This window comes from Pseudomonas sp. B20 (assembly GCF_020515755.1).
Lineage (GTDB): Bacteria > Pseudomonadota > Gammaproteobacteria > Pseudomonadales > Pseudomonadaceae > Aquipseudomonas > Aquipseudomonas syringae.
In genome coordinates this window covers 1-15,656 of record NZ_JAHPJG010000033.1, presented here as the reverse complement: position 1 = coordinate 15,656, position 15,656 = coordinate 1, and the positions used below count along the sequence as shown (strand labels likewise).

Below are 15,656 nucleotides of genomic sequence, written 5' to 3'. Positions count from 1 at the left end.
TCCTGCAATCCGTTGAGATGTTTTAGCACGTGAGATGGGAAAGAAAAGTAGGAAACTTCTGATTCTTTGCAAATCAGTTAATGACGATAATTGTTCTTGTCTTTTAGTATCGAGTTGGATTAACTGCGCCGGCAGAAATTGTAAGTGTGCAGATTAAAGCGCCCCTCAGAGCTGAAGGGCGCATCCCCCTACTTCACGTCACCGCATAAAACTTGCGCACATACGCAGTGCTGGTCCACTTGCAGGGCGCGCCTTGGGCGACGAATACGGTGTCGCCGGTGTTCACGGTCAGGCTCGGGCCGTTTTCCAGGCTCAGCTCGACGCTGCCTTCGATCAGGTTCATCAGTTCATGGATCTTGTGCGGCCGCGAGATGCGCTCGTAGGGTGTCGAGTCCCACACGCCGATGCGCAGGGTGCTGGCGCTGTCTTCGAAGAGGTTGTTGCTGCGGCATTGCGGCAGCGCGCTGATCATGATCGCCGGGTCTGGCGGTGAAGACGGCGTGAGCATGGCCAGGCGGTCGAGCGCGGTGATGCCGGGCTTGTCTGGCCCGCTGGCCTGGGTGGACGCGCAGAACGCCCAGAGGCTGTCCGGTTGCGCGTCGATACGTACTTGAGTGCCGCGACCGATCACGGCACTTTCACCGGTCTTGATGGTGAGGCTCTCGGCACCGGAGGTCAGGGTGACGGAGCCGCGATGCATCACCAGCATTTCGGTGTAGGGGTAGGCTGCCACTGACAGCGACGTGCCGAAGTGCACGAGGCCGGCCGCAATGCCCTGATCATCGATGAACGCTGTGCGACGCTCAGTATCGAACGAGTCATGCGCATCGATGGGGCCAGTGGTGAATTCGGTGTCTACCGGGCTGAGGTCAGCGCGGGCCAATAGCAAAACAGTGGGTTGGGGCATCGGGTCGGGCTCCTGAAGTTGAAGCGTTGATGATCGTTCCCACGCTCCGGACTCGGCGTTATACACAAATCCGCTTTTGCTTCTGGCCGGAGGCCGTAGGAGCGAACTTGTTCGCGAAAGGGCCGGTATGATCGACTGTCTTCACGAACAAGTTCGCTCCTACGCCCTGCGGGCGGAAGCCTGAAAAGCACGTATTCGGGGCTCTCCGCGACTTATGTATAACGATGAGCGCTCTGCGTGGTAATGCATTTCGTGACGCTCTGCGAGAGCATTGGCACGATGAGGTGCTTACGGGCGATCAGCCGATCGCCTGGGTAATCAGCGCAAACTGGCGCACGCCCTGGGTGGCTTGCGGGACTGCGCCCATGCTCATGCAGGTCACGCTGTCGACGCGCTTGAGGCCGGCTTCCTCCAGCCAGTCGGCCAGGCCGCTGTCGGTCGGGATGTCGATACGTACGAAGGCGTAAGGCACGCGGGCCAGCAGTTCTCCGATCATGTGCCTGGCCTGGTCAACGCTCTGGGCGACAACAGGGCCGATGCACAGGCCACGGCCAAAAGGGCGCAGTAGGGCAAAGGCCTGCAACTGGCCGTCGTGCTCGATGCCGATGGCGTGCTCAAGGTTGTTCAGCACATCGCCCAGCGTCACCGAGCGGTCCATACCCGAACCGGCGTTGGCCAGTTCCAGTACGCGAGGGTGGTCGGCCTCGCTCAGCCCGCGGCAACGCTCCTGTGCCTTCAATACGGTGGTGCCGGGTGGTTGCGCCTGTCCCTGACGCTGCTGGATCTCGCCAAAGCTGACGAACCCCATTTTCGCGTAGAGCGGCGCACCCGCCAGCGTGGCGTTGAGGACCGCCGTGCGCGGCGCGACGCAGCCGACCGCCAGTTCCATCAGCTTGCGACCAATGCCTTTGCCCTGGTAATCGTCACTGACGATCACCAGACCGATGGTGGAGAACTCGCCCTGATGACAGGCAAAGGCACTGCCGATCAAACGGCCGTTGTGCACCGCGACAAAACCCTGGGCGACGCGTTGCAGCATGGCCCAGTCTTCAAGCCGATGCGGCCACTTCAGGGCGATGGATAACTCATGCGCGTTGCCGACATCGGCTGCGGTCATGGGGCGAAATTCAAAGTCGAGGCGTTGCTGAGCGAGCATGACGTGTCTCCGTCCAGAAGGATGCACCGGCAATAAAAGGATGCGCCAGGCTTGCTGTATCCCATCTGCTGCAGGCGGTGACAAGAGGGCTGGGCGCATTCGGCAGATTCCACGAAGTGCCGTTCGCCAGACCACAGTTACTGCTTAAATCGGCCGGGCCTCCGGCAGCAAATGCTTAGGTTTTTTACCCCGCGTTCAGGCTCTTTATATAGCTGCCGGCATTTGTCACTCGCCAACCACTGACGCGGCGCAGTTTCTGCGGCGCAAACCCGCGTGTTTGAGCCCGAGCGCCCTGAAAAGGGTCATAAAAGCGCCGAAAACCGGGCTCTGCCCAAGGCTGGAGCGCCCCGCAAAGTCTGCTGAGCGCGCACCTCAAAACGGTGGTTTCTATCAAGCAGCCATCACTTTTAACGCCATCTGCTGATTTCACGGTGTTGTAATGAGGTTGTGCTGCAGCGTGCATCACCGCCCCTGGACATCAGGCCGGATTGCTCGTCATGCCATGACCTCAACGAACTTTCAGGACCGCACACAATGAGCTTTCTTCGACCAAAATTCATTACGTTCGACTGCTACGGCACGTTGACCAATTTCCACATGGGCACCATGACGCGCGAGCTGTTTGCCGACCGCGTTCCGGCTGAACAGATGGATCAGTTCGTCAGGGATTTTTCGGCGTATCGTCTGGATCAGGTCATGGGTGACTGGATGCCATACGACGAAATCCTGAAAGTCGCACTGGCGCGCACCTGCAAGCGCTGGAACGTTGAATACCGCGAAGAAGGCCAACTGTATTACGACGCCGTACCGACCTGGGGCCCACACGCCGATGTGCCTGCCGGTCTGGCGAAAATCGCCGACAAGATCCCGCTGGTGATTTACTCCAACGCCAGCGACAGCCAGATCATGTCCAACGTCGAAAAGCTCGGCGCGCCGTTCCACAAGGTGTTCACCGCCGACCAGGCCAAGGTCTACAAGCCGCGTCTGGCAGCCTTCGAGTTCATGCTCGACAACCTGGGTTGCGGTCCGGAAGACATCTTGCATGTGTCATCGAGCTTCCGTTACGACCTGTTCTCGGCGCATGACATGAAAATCAAAAACAAGGCCTTTGTGGCTCGCGGTCATGAACAGCCCGCCAACAGCTTCTACGAATATCATCAGATTCCGGATATCGGCGGACTGGCCGCTCTGGTCGGCCTCTAAGCCAGGCAAATCGCGTGACACCGGCATTTTTCAAGGTGCTCTTCGATGAGTGACAAGGGGAACGATATGCGCAGTGAGTCTTACTGGCTCGATACGGCTCCAGACTTTACCGGCGCGCAGGATGGCGCAGTGGAGGGGCAGGCTGACGTGGTGGTGGTCGGTGGCGGTTTCACCGGCCTTGCGGCGGCGCGTGCATTGGCCTTGAAAGGTGCCAGCGTGGTGGTTCTGGAAGCGGGCCGGGTGATCGGTGAAGCGTCGGGGCGCAATGGCGGACAGTGCAATACCGGCGTGGCTCAGGACTATGCGTCGTTGAGCGCAACCCTGGGTGCCGATCAGGCCCGCGAGTATTACAAGGCTTACGAAAGCGCGGTGCAGAGCGTCGTGACGGTGATCGACGAAGAAAACATCGCCTGCGACGTCAAGCGTAACGGCAAGCTCAAGCTGGCGGCCAAGCCAGGGCATTACGAAGGGCTGGCGCGCACCTGCGAGCTGATCCGCCGTGAAGTCGATGCTGACGTCGAGCTGCTGTCCGCTCAGGACGTGCGCGCCGAAATCGATTCGAACGAGTTTCACGGTGGCCTGCTGCAGCGCAACGGCATACAGATGCATGTCGGACGTTTCGGTCTGGGTCTCGCCGATGCGGCCGTGCGCCATGGCGCAAGGGTGTATCAGAACGCGACGGTAAAAGACTGGAAAGCCAACCGTGGCGGCTTTGTGGTCAACACCTCGAAAGGCTCGATCCAGGCCGGCCAGCTGATGTTGGCGACCGGTGCCTGCCAGCATGGCGGACTGGGCTGGTATCGCCGGCGCATCGTGCCGGTCGGCAGCTTCGTCATCGTCACTGAAGTATTGCCGCAAGCGCTGATCGACCAACTGTTCCCCCACCAGCGCGCTTACGTGACCAGCCGTTTGATCGGCAACTATTTCCGCCTCACACCGGACAACCGCCTGCTGTTCGGTGGGCGAGCACGCTTCGCCATGTCCAACAGCAGCTCCGACGCCAAGAGCGGCAAGGTGCTGCAGGCGGCCATGGTGCAGATGTTTCCGCAACTGGCACACGTCAAGGTCGACTACTGCTGGGGCGGACTGGTGGACATGACCTCCGACCGTCTGCCACGTGCAGGCGAACACAACGGGGTCTTCTACTCGATGGGTTACAGCGGCCACGGTGTACAGATGTCGGTGCACATGGGGCGGATGATGGCCGAAGTCATGGAAGGCAAGGCACAGGCCAATCCCTGGAAGGACCTGAGCTGGCCAGCCATTCCCGGCCATTTCGGCAAGCCATGGTTTCTGCCGCTGGTAGGCGCGTATTACCGCTATCAGGACAGCCGCCACTGAGTGGTTGTCTGACCGTCGTCGTGTGTGTTTGAAGGACGCTCCGGCCAACCGTGAGCAATTCGGAATTTCCCCTTTTCGACAGGTAGAACTGATATGGCTGATAAAAAAACCGACTCCGCGTTGATCACAGGTGAAGACAGCCTGCGGGTTTTCGAAGGTCTCAATCGTGGCCTGTCGCGGCGCGATGCGTTGCGCATGCTGGGTGTTGCAGGTGTAGTTGCGGCGGGCTCCACCAGCCTGTTCGGCGCAGCCGGCAAGGTCTTTGCCGACGACGCGGATGCCCCTGTCAAAGGCAAGCCGGGCGGCCGCATTCGGGTTGCCGGCATGTCCAGTTCTACCGCCGATACGCTGGATCCGGCCAAGGGCGCGCTGTCTACCGACTACGTACGTCATTTCATGTTCTACAACGGCCTGACGCGTTTCGACAGCCATCTGGTGCCGCACATGGAGCTGGCCGAGAAGATCGAAAGCGACAACGCCACAGTCTGGACCGTGACCCTGCGCCAGGGCGTGACCTTCCACAACGGCAAGGCGCTGACCGCTGGCGACGTGGTGTTCTCCCTGTCGCGCCACAAGGACCCGGCCACCGGCTCGAAAGTCCTGCCACTGATGGCGCAGTTTTCCGAGATCAAGGCCACCGGCCCGCTGGAAGTGCAGATCACCCTCAGCTCGCCAAACGCCGAGCTGCCGTCGATCCTCGCGGTCTCGCACCTGCTGATCGTGCCCGAAGGCACCACCGACTTCAGCAAAGGCATCGGTACCGGGCCGTTCACCGTCAAGGAATTCAACCCTGGCGTGCGCTCGGTCAGTGCGCGCAACCCCAACTACTGGAAGCCGGGCCTGCCGTACCTGGACGAAATCGAATTCATCGCCATCGCCGACGAGCCATCGCGGGTCAACGCGCTGCTGTCCGGCGATGTGCACATGATCAACGAGGTCAATCCGCGCTCGACCACACGCATTGCCGCCAGCGCCAAACACCGCGTGGTCGATGCCCCGTCCGGCAACTACACCGACCTGATCATTCGTCAGGACCAGATGCCCGGCAAGAGCCCGGAATTCACCGAGGCCATGAAGTACCTGCTGGACCGTGAACAGGTCAAATCGGCGGTGTTCCGTGGCTACGCCCGCGTGGGTAACGACCACCCGATCTCGCCAGGCTCGCGCTACTTCAACGCTGACCTGCCACAGCGCGCCTACGACCCGGAAAAAGCCAGATTCCTGCTCAAGAAAGCCGGCATGGAAAAGATCACCATGGCCGTCGCGGCATCGCCTGCCGCGACCGGTTCGGTGGACATCGCCGTGCTGCTGCAACAGTCCGCCAAGCAGGCCGGCCTGACCCTCAACGTCAACCGTCTGCCTAGCGACGGCTACTGGTCCAACCACTGGATGAAGCACCCGCTGAGCTTCGGCAACATCAACCCGCGCCCGAACGCCGACGTAATCTTCTCGCAGTTCTTCCAGTCCACCGCGCCGTGGAATGAATCCGGCTGGAAAAACGACCAGTTCGACCAGTTGCTGTTGCTGGCCCGTGGCGAAACCGACGAAGCCAAGCGCGGCAAAATGTATGGCGACATGCAGGCTCTGGTCAGCCAGAACTGCGGCATTGGCATCCCTGTGTTCATCAGCAACATCGACGGTGTGGACAAGCGTATCCAGGGCTACTCCAGCAACCCGCTGGGCGGCTTCATGGGTTACATGTTCAGCGAGCAGGTGTGGCTGGACGCGTAAATGAAACGCTGAACCGAGCAGGAGGACGCAGATGAATAGCAACACACTCTGGTTGATCGTGCAGCGCTTCGGCGCGGCGATCGTGACGTTGTTGATCGTTTCCATCGTGGTCTTCGCCATAACGGCGGTATTACCTGGAGACGCCGCACAACAGGCCCTTGGGCAATTCGCGACGCCTGAACAGGTCGCGGCATTGCGTACCCAGCTGGGCCTCGATCAGCCAGGTGTGGTGCGTTATCTGCATTGGTTGACCAACCTGCTCGGCGGCAACCTCGGCGAATCGGTCTCCAACGCGATGCCGGTCTCGGAGCTGATTGCCGGACGCTTCCCCAAAACCCTGATGCTGTCGGCCACCACCGCGCTGGTATCGGTACCGGTAGCGCTGGCACTGGGGATTGGCGCAGCGATGTACCGCGGCAGTCGCCTGGATAGCGCGCTGAATTTCATCACCCTGTCACTGGTCGCCGTACCCGAATTTCTGGTGGCGACGCTGGCGGTGCTGATTTTCGCCGTCAATCTGGGCTGGCTGTCCGCGCTGTCCTACAGCGCCGATGTCAGCTCGCCGTGGCAGTTCATGCGCACCTACGCGTTGCCGGTGATGACCCTGTGCTGCGTGATCGTGGCGCAGATGGCGCGCATGACCCGCGCGGCGGTCATCGACCAGCTGGACAGCCCGTATGTGGAAATGGCGCGCCTAAAGGGCGTCAGCCCGGTGCGTATCGTATTGCGCCATGCCTTGCCGAACGCCATCGGGCCGATCGTCAACGCCGTGGCACTGAGCCTGTCGTACCTGCTCGGCGGCGTCGTCATCGTCGAGACCATCTTCAACTATCCCGGCATCGCCAGCCTGATGGTCGATGCCGTGACCAACCGTGACATGGCCCTGGTACAGGGCTGCACGATGCTGTTCTGCTCCGCTTACCTTGGGTTGGTGCTGATGGCCGACCTGTGTGCAATTCTTTCCAATCCGAGGCTGAGAACCCAATGACTCAATTCATTGCGAAATCGACGCCTGCGGCGCCGCAACCGGTGCTTCGCAAAAAGGCTTCCCGTCCGACCTCATGGCTTGGCCTGCTGGGCGCTACGGTGTGCTTCATCTGGTTGATGGTCGCTCTGTTCGGCCCTTGGCTGGCACCGCATCCGGTGGGCGAAGTGGTCTCCGACAACATGTTCGAAAACATGAGCGCAGCGTACCCGTTCGGCACTGATTACCTGGGCCGCGACATGCTCAGCCGCGTGCTGGTCGGCGCGCGCTTCACCGTCGGCCTGGCATTGATTTCTGCCGTGCTGGCCAGCGGCATCGGCACCCTGTGCGCGCTGCTGTCGGTGGTCGCGCCAAGATGGCTGGACGAAATTATCAGCCGCCTGATGGATGCATTCATCTCGATCCCCAGCAAAATGCTGGCGCTGATCATGGTCTCGGCATTCGGCTCGTCCGAGGTGCTGCTGATCTGCACGGCGGTACTGAGCTACACGCCGGGCGCATTTCGGATCGCGCGCAGCCTGGCGGTGAACATCGAGGCGCTGGAGTACGTGCAAGTGGCGCGCACACGCGGCGAGGGCCGTATCTACATTGCCTGCCGGGAAATCCTGCCGAACATGCTCAACCCGGTCATGACCGACCTGGGCCTGCGCTTCGGCTTCATCGTCTTGCTGCTCAGCGGCATGAGCTTTCTGGGGCTCGGGGTACAACCGCCTGACGCCGACCTTGGCTCGCTGGTCCGCGAGAACATCGGCGGGCTCAGCCAGGGCGCGCCGGCCATCGTGATCCCGGCACTGGCCATCGGCACCCTGACCATCGGCGTTAACCTGCTCATCGACCGGCTGGCCTCGCGGCGCGGTCGTCGTTCGGGAGGGCATTGAGATGAGCCAGTTGATTCGTGTGCAAGACCTGCGCGTGGTTGCCGAGGGCGACCATGGCGAGCTGGAGATCGTCAAAGGCGTCAGCTTTGCGCTGGAAAAAGGTGAAGTGCTGGCACTGATCGGCGAGTCGGGCTCCGGCAAGACCACCATCGCGCTGGCCCTGCTGGGTTACGCCCGACGCGGTTGCACGCTGGCCGGCGGGGTGGTTCAAGTGGGCGAGCACGACATGCTCAGCCTGCCCGAAAGCCAATTGCAGGGCCTGCGTGGCAACCGCGTTTCCTACATTGCGCAAAGCGCCGCAGCGGCCTTCAACCCGGCAAAAAAGCTGATCGATCAGGTGATCGAAGGTGCGTTGATTCACGGTCTGGGCAGCCGCGCGGAACTGGAAGCCAAGGCCGTCGAGCTGTTCCGCGACCTGGCGCTGCCCAATCCGGAAAGCATCGGCCGGCGTTATCCGCATCAGGTCTCGGGCGGCCAGTTGCAGCGAGTCATGGCGGCCATGGCGCTGATCAGTGATCCGTTGCTGGTGATCCTCGACGAGCCGACCACCGCACTGGACGTCACCACGCAGATCGACGTGCTGCGCGCATTCAAGCGGGTGGTCCGCGACCGCGGTGCCACGGCGGTTTATGTCTCCCACGACCTTGCGGTGGTGGCGCAGATGGCCGATCAGATCGTGGTGCTCAATGGCGGGCGGATCATCGAACAGAGCAGCACCGCGGCACTGCTCAAAGGCCCTGCGGACGCCTACACCCGCAGCCTGCTGGCGGCAGCGCGCCCGGACAAGGTGTTGAGCCCGGCCAGCGAAGTGGTCAAGGACAGCACGCTGTTGACCATCAAGGGACTGACGGCGGGCTACGGCAAAAAGAACCTGCAAGGCATGCCGATGATTCGCGTGCTGGAAGACATCGACCTGACCATCCGCCGTGGTCAGGCCATTGGCGTGATCGGCGAGTCGGGCTCGGGCAAATCGACGCTGGCCCGCGTGGTCGCCGGTCTTCTGGACCCGGCGCATGGCAGCCTGACGTTCGACGGTGCCGAGTTGTCCGGCACCCTGGCGGGGCGTACCGAAGAACAGTTTCGGCGCATCCAGATGGTGTTCCAGAACGCCGACACCGCGCTCAACCCGATGCACAGCATCAGCGCAATTCTGGCGCGCCCGCTGAAGATGTATTTCGGCCTGAAGGGCAGGGCCCTGCGCGAGCGCATCGACGAGCTGATGGACCTGGTGCGCCTGCCCCGCGAGCTGGCCGAGCGGCGTCCCAACGAACTGTCGGGTGGGCAGAAACAACGCGTCAACCTGGCCCGTGCGCTGGCGGCCAAGCCCGACCTGATCCTTTGTGATGAAGTGACCTCGGCGCTGGATACCGTGGTGGGTGCGTGCATCCTTGAACTGCTCGGCGAACTGCGCCGCAAGCTCGGGGTTTCCTACCTGTTCATCAGCCACGACATCTCCACCGTGCGCGCGCTGTGCGACGACATCGTGGTGATGTACAGCGGCCACAAGGTCGAAGAGGGCAGCCGCGAAGCCTTCAGCCGAATGCCGTTCCATCCCTACACCGATCTGCTGGTGCATTCGGTGCCGGAACTGCGTCAGGGCTGGCTGGAAACCTGCGGCGTAACCAGCGGCAAGCTGCCGCCCATCAGCGCACCGGCCAACAATCCGGAGCTGTGCACCTTCCTCAATCGCTGCCCGGCCCGAATCGAAGGCCTGTGCAACAAGACCGCGCCGGGCCGCCGCCTGATCGCAGGTGGCAGCGAGATCCTCTGCCACCGCGACAGCGACGAGCTGCAGGCCGTGCAAGAAAACCTGAATCCTGAAACCGTCGGAGCTTACGCATGAATGGCCGTTTTGTGAGGCTGGGCGAGCGTGATCGCCCGGTCGTGAGCCTGATGGTCGATGGCGCGCCCATCGAGGCATTGCAGGGCGATACCCTGATGGTGGCGTTGCTGACCCGCAAGGCCACGCTGCGCCAGTCCGAATTCGACACCGGGCGCCGTGCAGGTTTCTGCCTGATGGGCGCCTGCCAGGATTGCTGGGTCTGGACCCGCAGCGGCGAGCGGCTGCGCGCCTGCTCCAACGAAGTCCGCGACGGACTCGACATCGTCACCACCCAACCGGAGGCGAAATGGCCACTTCTTCACGGTTAGACGTTCGCAACCCTGGCAGCCCGAGAGTGGTCATCATCGGCGCAGGTCCGGCAGGCACCCGCTGCGCCGAAACCTTGCTGGCTGCGGGCATCAAACCGATCCTGATCGACGAAAACCGGCGTGACGGCGGGCAGATCTATCGCCGGCAGCCAGAAGGCTTCAAACGCGATTATTCGGCGCTGTATGGCACCGAAGCGGCCAAGGCGCGTGACCTGCATGAAAGCTTCGATCGCTTGCGCACGCAGATCGACTACCGTCCCGACACCCTGGCCTGGAACCTGACCCACGGCGAGCTGTGCTGTGCCAGTCAGGGCGTGCACACCGTGGTCGAATACGACGCGCTGATCCTGTGTGCCGGGGCCACCGACCGTCTGATGCCGATCAAGGGCTGGCAACTGGCAGGCACCTACAGCCTCGGCGGCTCGCAGATTGCGCTCAAGTCGCAATCGGTCTCGATTGGCAGTCGCGTGGTGTTCATGGGCAGCGGCCCGCTGCTGTACCTGGTCGCCAGCCAGTACGTCAAAGCCGGTGCCGATGTCGCCGCAGTGCTCGACACCTCACCGTTCGGCAAACGCGTCAGCGCGATGCCCAAATTGCTGGCGCGCCCCGGTCTGCTGTTTAACGGCATGAAACTGCTGGGCCAACTGTACAGCGCCGGGGTGCCGGTGCATCTGGGCGTGCAGCCCGAGGAAATAATCGGCAGCGAACAGGACGGCGTGACCGGCGTGCGTGTGAAGCTGGCCAATGGCACCGCGCTGGACGTCGATTGCGATGCCCTGGCGCTGGGTTATCACCTGCGTCCGGAAACCCAGCTGGCTGATCTGGCCGGCTGCCAGTTACGTTTCGACGAAGCGTCCGGGCAATGGGTGCTGGCAGTCGATGAAGAGGGACGTACCTCGGTCAAAGGTTTTTACGCCGCAGGTGACGGCGCGAAGATTCGTGGCGCCGATGCGGCGGAACAGGCCGGTCGACTGGTGGCGATGGCGCTGCTGGAAGACCTTGACCTGCCTGTGGATAACTCGCGTCAGGCAGAAGTGCGCAAGAGCCTGGTGGTAATGGACCGCTTTCGGGTCGGGCTGGCCGAAGCGTTTCCGTGGCCTGCGGCCCAGGCGGCGGCCTTGCCGGATGATGCGATTGTCTGCCGCTGCGAGATGATCAGCGCCGGAGAGTTGCGCGGCGTCGTACGAGAAAAGGGCGCCTGCGAAGTCAACCGCGCCAAGGCTTTCAGTCGCGTCGGCATGGGCCGCTGCCAAGGCCGTTACTGCTCGCAGGCCGGGGCCGAAGTGATCGCAGCCGAAGCCGGCGTGCCGGTCGAGCAGGTCGGTCGTCAGCGCGGTCAGGCACCGGTCAAACCGTTGTCGATGCTGATCGACGAGGTGACATCATGAAGCAGCCAAAGGTGGACGTACTGATTGTCGGCGGCGGCTTCATGGGCTCGGCATCAGCGTTCTTTCTGCGCCAGCGCGGCAAGTCGGTGACGCTGCTGGAGCGCGACGTGATCGGCCAGTACGCCAGCGGCGTGAACTTCGGCAACGTGCGCCGTCAGGGCCGGCATCTCGGTCAGCTGGAGCTCGCCAACCGTTCCAGAGCGTTGTGGCAGCGGCTGCCGGAGCTGATCGGTGAAGATCTGGAGTTTCTGCCCAGCGGCCACATGCGCGTCTGCTATCGCGAGGACGAAATCGCCGAGCTGGAAGCCTACGCAGCAGCCCCGGAAGCCCGTGAGCTGGACCTGAAAATCTACAGCGGGAAAGCGCTGCACGAGCGCTTTCCGTTTCTTGGCCCCGACGTGAAGGGCGGCTCTTACGCACCACACGATGGCCACGCCAACCCGCGTCTGGCGGCACCGGCTTTCGCCCGCGCCGCGATTCGGGCCGGGGCGCGGATCGAAGAGCGTACCGAAGTGGCTCATGTGGAAAAGGTCGGTAACGAATTTGAAGTCACCACCACTGACGGGCGCATTTTCAGCGCCGATCAGTTGCTGATCACCGCTGGCGCCTGGGGACAGAAACTCTCCACGCAGTTTGGCGAATCCGTGCCGCTGGACACCCATGGTCCGCAGATGGCCGTCACCGAGCCGGTGCCGTATGCACTGCCGACAGTGATCGGCGTGTTCACCAAAATTCCCCACGAAGTGATCTACTTCCGGCAGATCGCCCGCGGCAACATCATCATCGGCGGCGGTTTTCGCAGCAAGCCGGACATGATCAACCGCCGCGCCTATGTCGAGCCGCGCAGCATCGTCAATCAGGTGCAGCAGATGCGTCGCCTGTTGCCCGGCGTGGGCAACCTGAACATCATCCGCGTGTGGAGCGGTATCGAAGGCTACACACCGGACTCGCTGCCGGTGATGGGCCGCAGCGGCAAGATCGACGGCCTGTTCTATGCGTTCGGCTTCTGCGGCCACGGCTTCCAGCTCGGCCCGGGCGTGGGCGACGTGATGGCTGAGCTGATCAGCACCGGCGCGACCAGCACCTCGATCAGCCCGTTCGACATTCGCCGGTTTGATGTCAGCCTTGTGGACAACCTCACTGAACAGACGAGTAAAGCCTCATGAGCCCCCGCGCACTGGAAATCCTCAAGCGTCTGATCGCCTTCGACACTGTGTCGTCGGAGCCGAACATGGCACTGATCGAATACGTCCGCGAACTGCTGGCCAGCAAAGGCATCGAGTCGCTGATCGTCAAGGACGAGACCGGCAAGAAAGCCAACCTGTTCGCCAGCACCGGACCGAAAGATGTCCCCGGCGTGCTGCTGTCCGGCCACACCGACGTGGTGCCGGCTGCCGGTCAGGCGTGGACCATGCCACCGTTTCAGGCCACCCTGCGTGACGGGCGCATCTACGGCCGTGGCACCTGCGACATGAAGGGCTTTATCGCCCTGGCTATCGACGCAATGCTCGATGCCGCAGACATGACCCTGATGCGCCCGCTGCAACTGGCCTTGTCCCACGACGAAGAGATCGGCTGTGTCGGTGTGCGGCGGCTGCTTGACGTCCTGCACCTGGCACCGGTACGTCCGTTTCTGTGCGTGGTTGGCGAGCCGACCCTGATGCAGTTCGCCGTCGGTCACAAGGGCAAGGCGTCCTATCGCACCTTCTGTCGAGGTCAGGAGGCGCATTCCTCGCTGGCACCGCGCGCGGTCAACGCGATTCACCTGGCCAGCGATTTCATCGCCGAACTGCGCAAGAGCCAGAAGCAGATCGAACAGCAGGGCGCGCGGGACGAGGGTTACGACATCCCTTACAGCACCGTGCACATCGGCCGTATCGATGGCGGCAAGGCGCTGAACATCGTGCCCAACCTGTGCACCCTGGAATTCGAGTACCGCAACCTGCCGGGCGACAACCCCGATGCGTTGCTGGAGCAATTGCGCGAGCGTGCCGAGGTGCTGGTACGTGAAGCGCGACAGCTGTCGGGTGTGGCAGACATCGAGATCGAAGTCATGAACGAATACCCGGCGCTGGAGACCCATCCAAGCGTTGAGGCGGTGCGCCTGCTGCATGCGTTTGCCGAACCGGGCACACAGCACATCAAGGTCTCGTATGGCACCGAGGGCGGTCTGTTCGCCGGGCGCCTGAACGTGCCGGTGGTGGTCTGCGGGCCAGGCTCCATCGAGCAGGCGCACAAGCCGGACGAGTTTATCGACGAGAGCCAGATGGACGCAGGCGAGCGCTTTTTGCAGAGTCTGCTGGGGTCGTTGAAGCAGTAGAGGCTGCCGTCCGCAGGCAAATTTCAGCATCGGACGCTGCCGTTATCGCGCTTTCAGCATCCTGGACTGTGGCGTCTGCCTAGACTGGCAGTCATCCCGGAACAGGACTTGATCATGCTCAAGAATCAGTTGAAAGACCCCAGCCTGCTGGTAGACCGCGCCTACGTCGATGGGCAATGGATCAGCGCTGACGATGGTGCAACCCTGACCATCAACAACCCGGCCAACGGCGAGACGCTGGCGCAGGTGCCAGCCCTGCAGGGCGTCGAAACCCGGCGTGCCATTGAAGCGGCCGATCGCGCCTGGCCTGCCTGGCGCGATCGGCCCGCAGCCGAACGCGCGGCGCTGCTGGAGCGCTGGCATCAGGCGATGCTCGACAACGTCGAAGACCTGGCGCTGATCATGACCTTTGAGCAGGGTAAGCCACTGAACGAGTCGCGCGGCGAGATCCGCTACGGTGCCAGCTTCGTCAAATGGTTCGCCGAAGAGGCGCGTCGCTCGTACGGTGAAACCATTCCCGCGCCCAGCGCAGACCGTCGCTTGATGACCCTCAAGCAACCGGTGGGTGTCTGCGCCGCGATCACGCCGTGGAACTTCCCCAACGCCATGATCACCCGCAAGTGCGCGCCGGCCCTGGCTGCCGGGTGCCCGATCATCGTCAAGCCATCGGACCTCACGCCCTTGTCAGCCCTGGCGCTGGCGGTGCTGGCCGAACGCGTAGGCATTCCTGCCGGGGTGTTCAACGTCATCACTGGCATGCCCACCGGGATTGGCGAAGAGCTGACCGGCAACCCAGTGGTGCGCAAGATTTCCTTCACCGGTTCGACGCCGGTCGGCCGTCTGCTGATGCGCCAGAGCGCCGAACACATCAAGCGTCTGAGCCTGGAACTGGGCGGCAACGCGCCCTTCATCGTGTTTGACGACGCGGACCTGGAACAGGCGGTGACGGGCATCATGCTCAGCAAATTCCGCAACGCCGGGCAGACCTGCGTGTGCGCCAACCGCATTCTGGTGCAAAACGGCATTTATGACCGCTTCGCTGCACGGCTGGTGGAGGAAGTGAGCAAACTCAAGGTCGGCAACGGTCTGGAAGAGGGCGTGACCATCGGCCCGCTGATCAATCCGGCGGCGGTCAGCAAAGTCGCCCGGCATATCGACGATGCACTGAGCCAGGGGGCGAAACTGCTGCACGGCGGTTCTCCCGACGGCACCAGCCAGTTCGTCCAGCCCACGGTATTGGGCGACACCCACGCGGGCATGCTGTTGGCCAACGAAGAAACCTTCGGCCCGGTCGCACCGCTGATGCGCTTCACAGATGAAGCCGAAGCGCTGGCACTGGCCAACGCCACGCCTTATGGCCTTGGCGCGTATTACTTCACCCAGGACCTGCGCCTTTCATGGCGTTTCGGCGAGGCGCTGGAGTTCGGCATGGTCGGCCTCAACACCGGCATCATCTCCATGGAAGTCGCCCCGTTCGGCGGCATCAAACAATCCGGCCTGGGCCGCGAAGGCTCCAGCTACGGACTGGATGAATACCTGGAAGTGAAGGCGTTTCATGTGGGGGGGTTGTAGAGGCGGAGAAAACAGCGAGTCCCC

13 protein-coding genes are annotated in these 15,656 nt (G+C 62.5%); 11 read left to right on the top strand and 2 right to left on the bottom strand.

Annotation, left to right across the window (positions count from 1 at the left end; genetic code table 11):
- Positions 1 to 193: 193 nt before the first annotated feature.
- Positions 194 to 907, bottom strand: a complete 714-nt coding sequence (locus tag LIX91_RS24305; RefSeq protein WP_122335404.1) for a cupin domain-containing protein — start codon at positions 905 to 907, stop codon at positions 194 to 196.
- 298 nt (positions 908 to 1,205) lie between these two features.
- Positions 1,206 to 2,063 (bottom strand): GNAT family N-acetyltransferase, encoded by an 858-nt coding sequence (locus LIX91_RS24300; protein WP_004412245.1) that lies wholly within the window; start codon positions 2,061 to 2,063, stop codon positions 1,206 to 1,208.
- Between the two features lie 534 nt (positions 2,064 to 2,597).
- Between LIX91_RS24300 and LIX91_RS24295 the strand changes: the two genes are divergently transcribed.
- The 11 genes from LIX91_RS24295 to LIX91_RS24245 all read left to right on the top strand — a co-directional run bounded on the left by LIX91_RS24295 (position 2,598) and on the right by LIX91_RS24245 (position 15,632).
- On the top strand, positions 2,598 to 3,266 hold the full coding sequence (locus LIX91_RS24295; RefSeq protein ID WP_003408298.1) for a haloacid dehalogenase type II: 669 nt from the start codon (positions 2,598 to 2,600) through the stop codon (positions 3,264 to 3,266).
- Positions 3,267 to 3,332: 66 nt separating this feature from the next.
- Complete coding sequence (locus LIX91_RS24290; RefSeq protein WP_032702531.1) at positions 3,333 to 4,607, top strand: NAD(P)/FAD-dependent oxidoreductase; 1,275 nt, start codon at positions 3,333 to 3,335, stop codon at positions 4,605 to 4,607.
- Positions 4,608 to 4,700: 93 nt separating this feature from the next.
- A complete protein-coding gene (locus LIX91_RS24285) occupies positions 4,701 to 6,338 on the top strand; it encodes an ABC transporter substrate-binding protein (RefSeq protein WP_046236616.1) in 1,638 nt (545 codons plus the stop codon).
- 31 nt (positions 6,339 to 6,369) lie between these two features.
- Positions 6,370 to 7,326, top strand: coding sequence for an ABC transporter permease (locus LIX91_RS24280; RefSeq protein WP_226489330.1), 957 nt, complete (start codon positions 6,370 to 6,372; stop codon positions 7,324 to 7,326).
- Positions 7,323 to 8,201, top strand: a complete 879-nt coding sequence (locus LIX91_RS24275; RefSeq protein ID WP_003408293.1) for an ABC transporter permease — start codon at positions 7,323 to 7,325, stop codon at positions 8,199 to 8,201. The genes LIX91_RS24280 and LIX91_RS24275 overlap by 4 nt, the downstream gene beginning before the upstream one ends.
- Position 8,202: 1 nt before the next feature.
- A complete protein-coding gene (locus LIX91_RS24270; protein ID WP_103696552.1) occupies positions 8,203 to 10,044 on the top strand; it encodes an ABC transporter ATP-binding protein in 1,842 nt (613 codons plus the stop codon).
- The gene (locus LIX91_RS24265; protein ID WP_003413966.1) at positions 10,041 to 10,352 is read left to right on the top strand and encodes a (2Fe-2S)-binding protein; all 312 of its coding nucleotides are present in this window, start codon (positions 10,041 to 10,043) and stop codon (positions 10,350 to 10,352) included. Before LIX91_RS24270 ends, LIX91_RS24265 begins: the two co-directional genes overlap by 4 nt.
- Positions 10,331 to 11,740 (top strand): NAD(P)/FAD-dependent oxidoreductase, encoded by a 1,410-nt coding sequence (locus tag LIX91_RS24260; protein WP_103696553.1) that lies wholly within the window; start codon positions 10,331 to 10,333, stop codon positions 11,738 to 11,740. Before LIX91_RS24265 ends, LIX91_RS24260 begins: the two co-directional genes overlap by 22 nt.
- The gene (locus LIX91_RS24255) at positions 11,737 to 12,906 is read left to right on the top strand and encodes an NAD(P)/FAD-dependent oxidoreductase (RefSeq protein ID WP_226489329.1); all 1,170 of its coding nucleotides are present in this window, start codon (positions 11,737 to 11,739) and stop codon (positions 12,904 to 12,906) included. The genes LIX91_RS24260 and LIX91_RS24255 overlap by 4 nt, the downstream gene beginning before the upstream one ends.
- Positions 12,903 to 14,060, top strand: coding sequence for an acetylornithine deacetylase (argE, locus tag LIX91_RS24250; RefSeq protein WP_103689156.1), 1,158 nt, complete (start codon positions 12,903 to 12,905; stop codon positions 14,058 to 14,060). Before LIX91_RS24255 ends, argE begins: the two co-directional genes overlap by 4 nt.
- Before the next feature lie 114 nt (positions 14,061 to 14,174).
- Positions 14,175 to 15,632 (top strand): NAD-dependent succinate-semialdehyde dehydrogenase, encoded by a 1,458-nt coding sequence (locus tag LIX91_RS24245; protein WP_226489328.1) that lies wholly within the window; start codon positions 14,175 to 14,177, stop codon positions 15,630 to 15,632.
- Positions 15,633 to 15,656 lie beyond the last annotated feature (24 nt).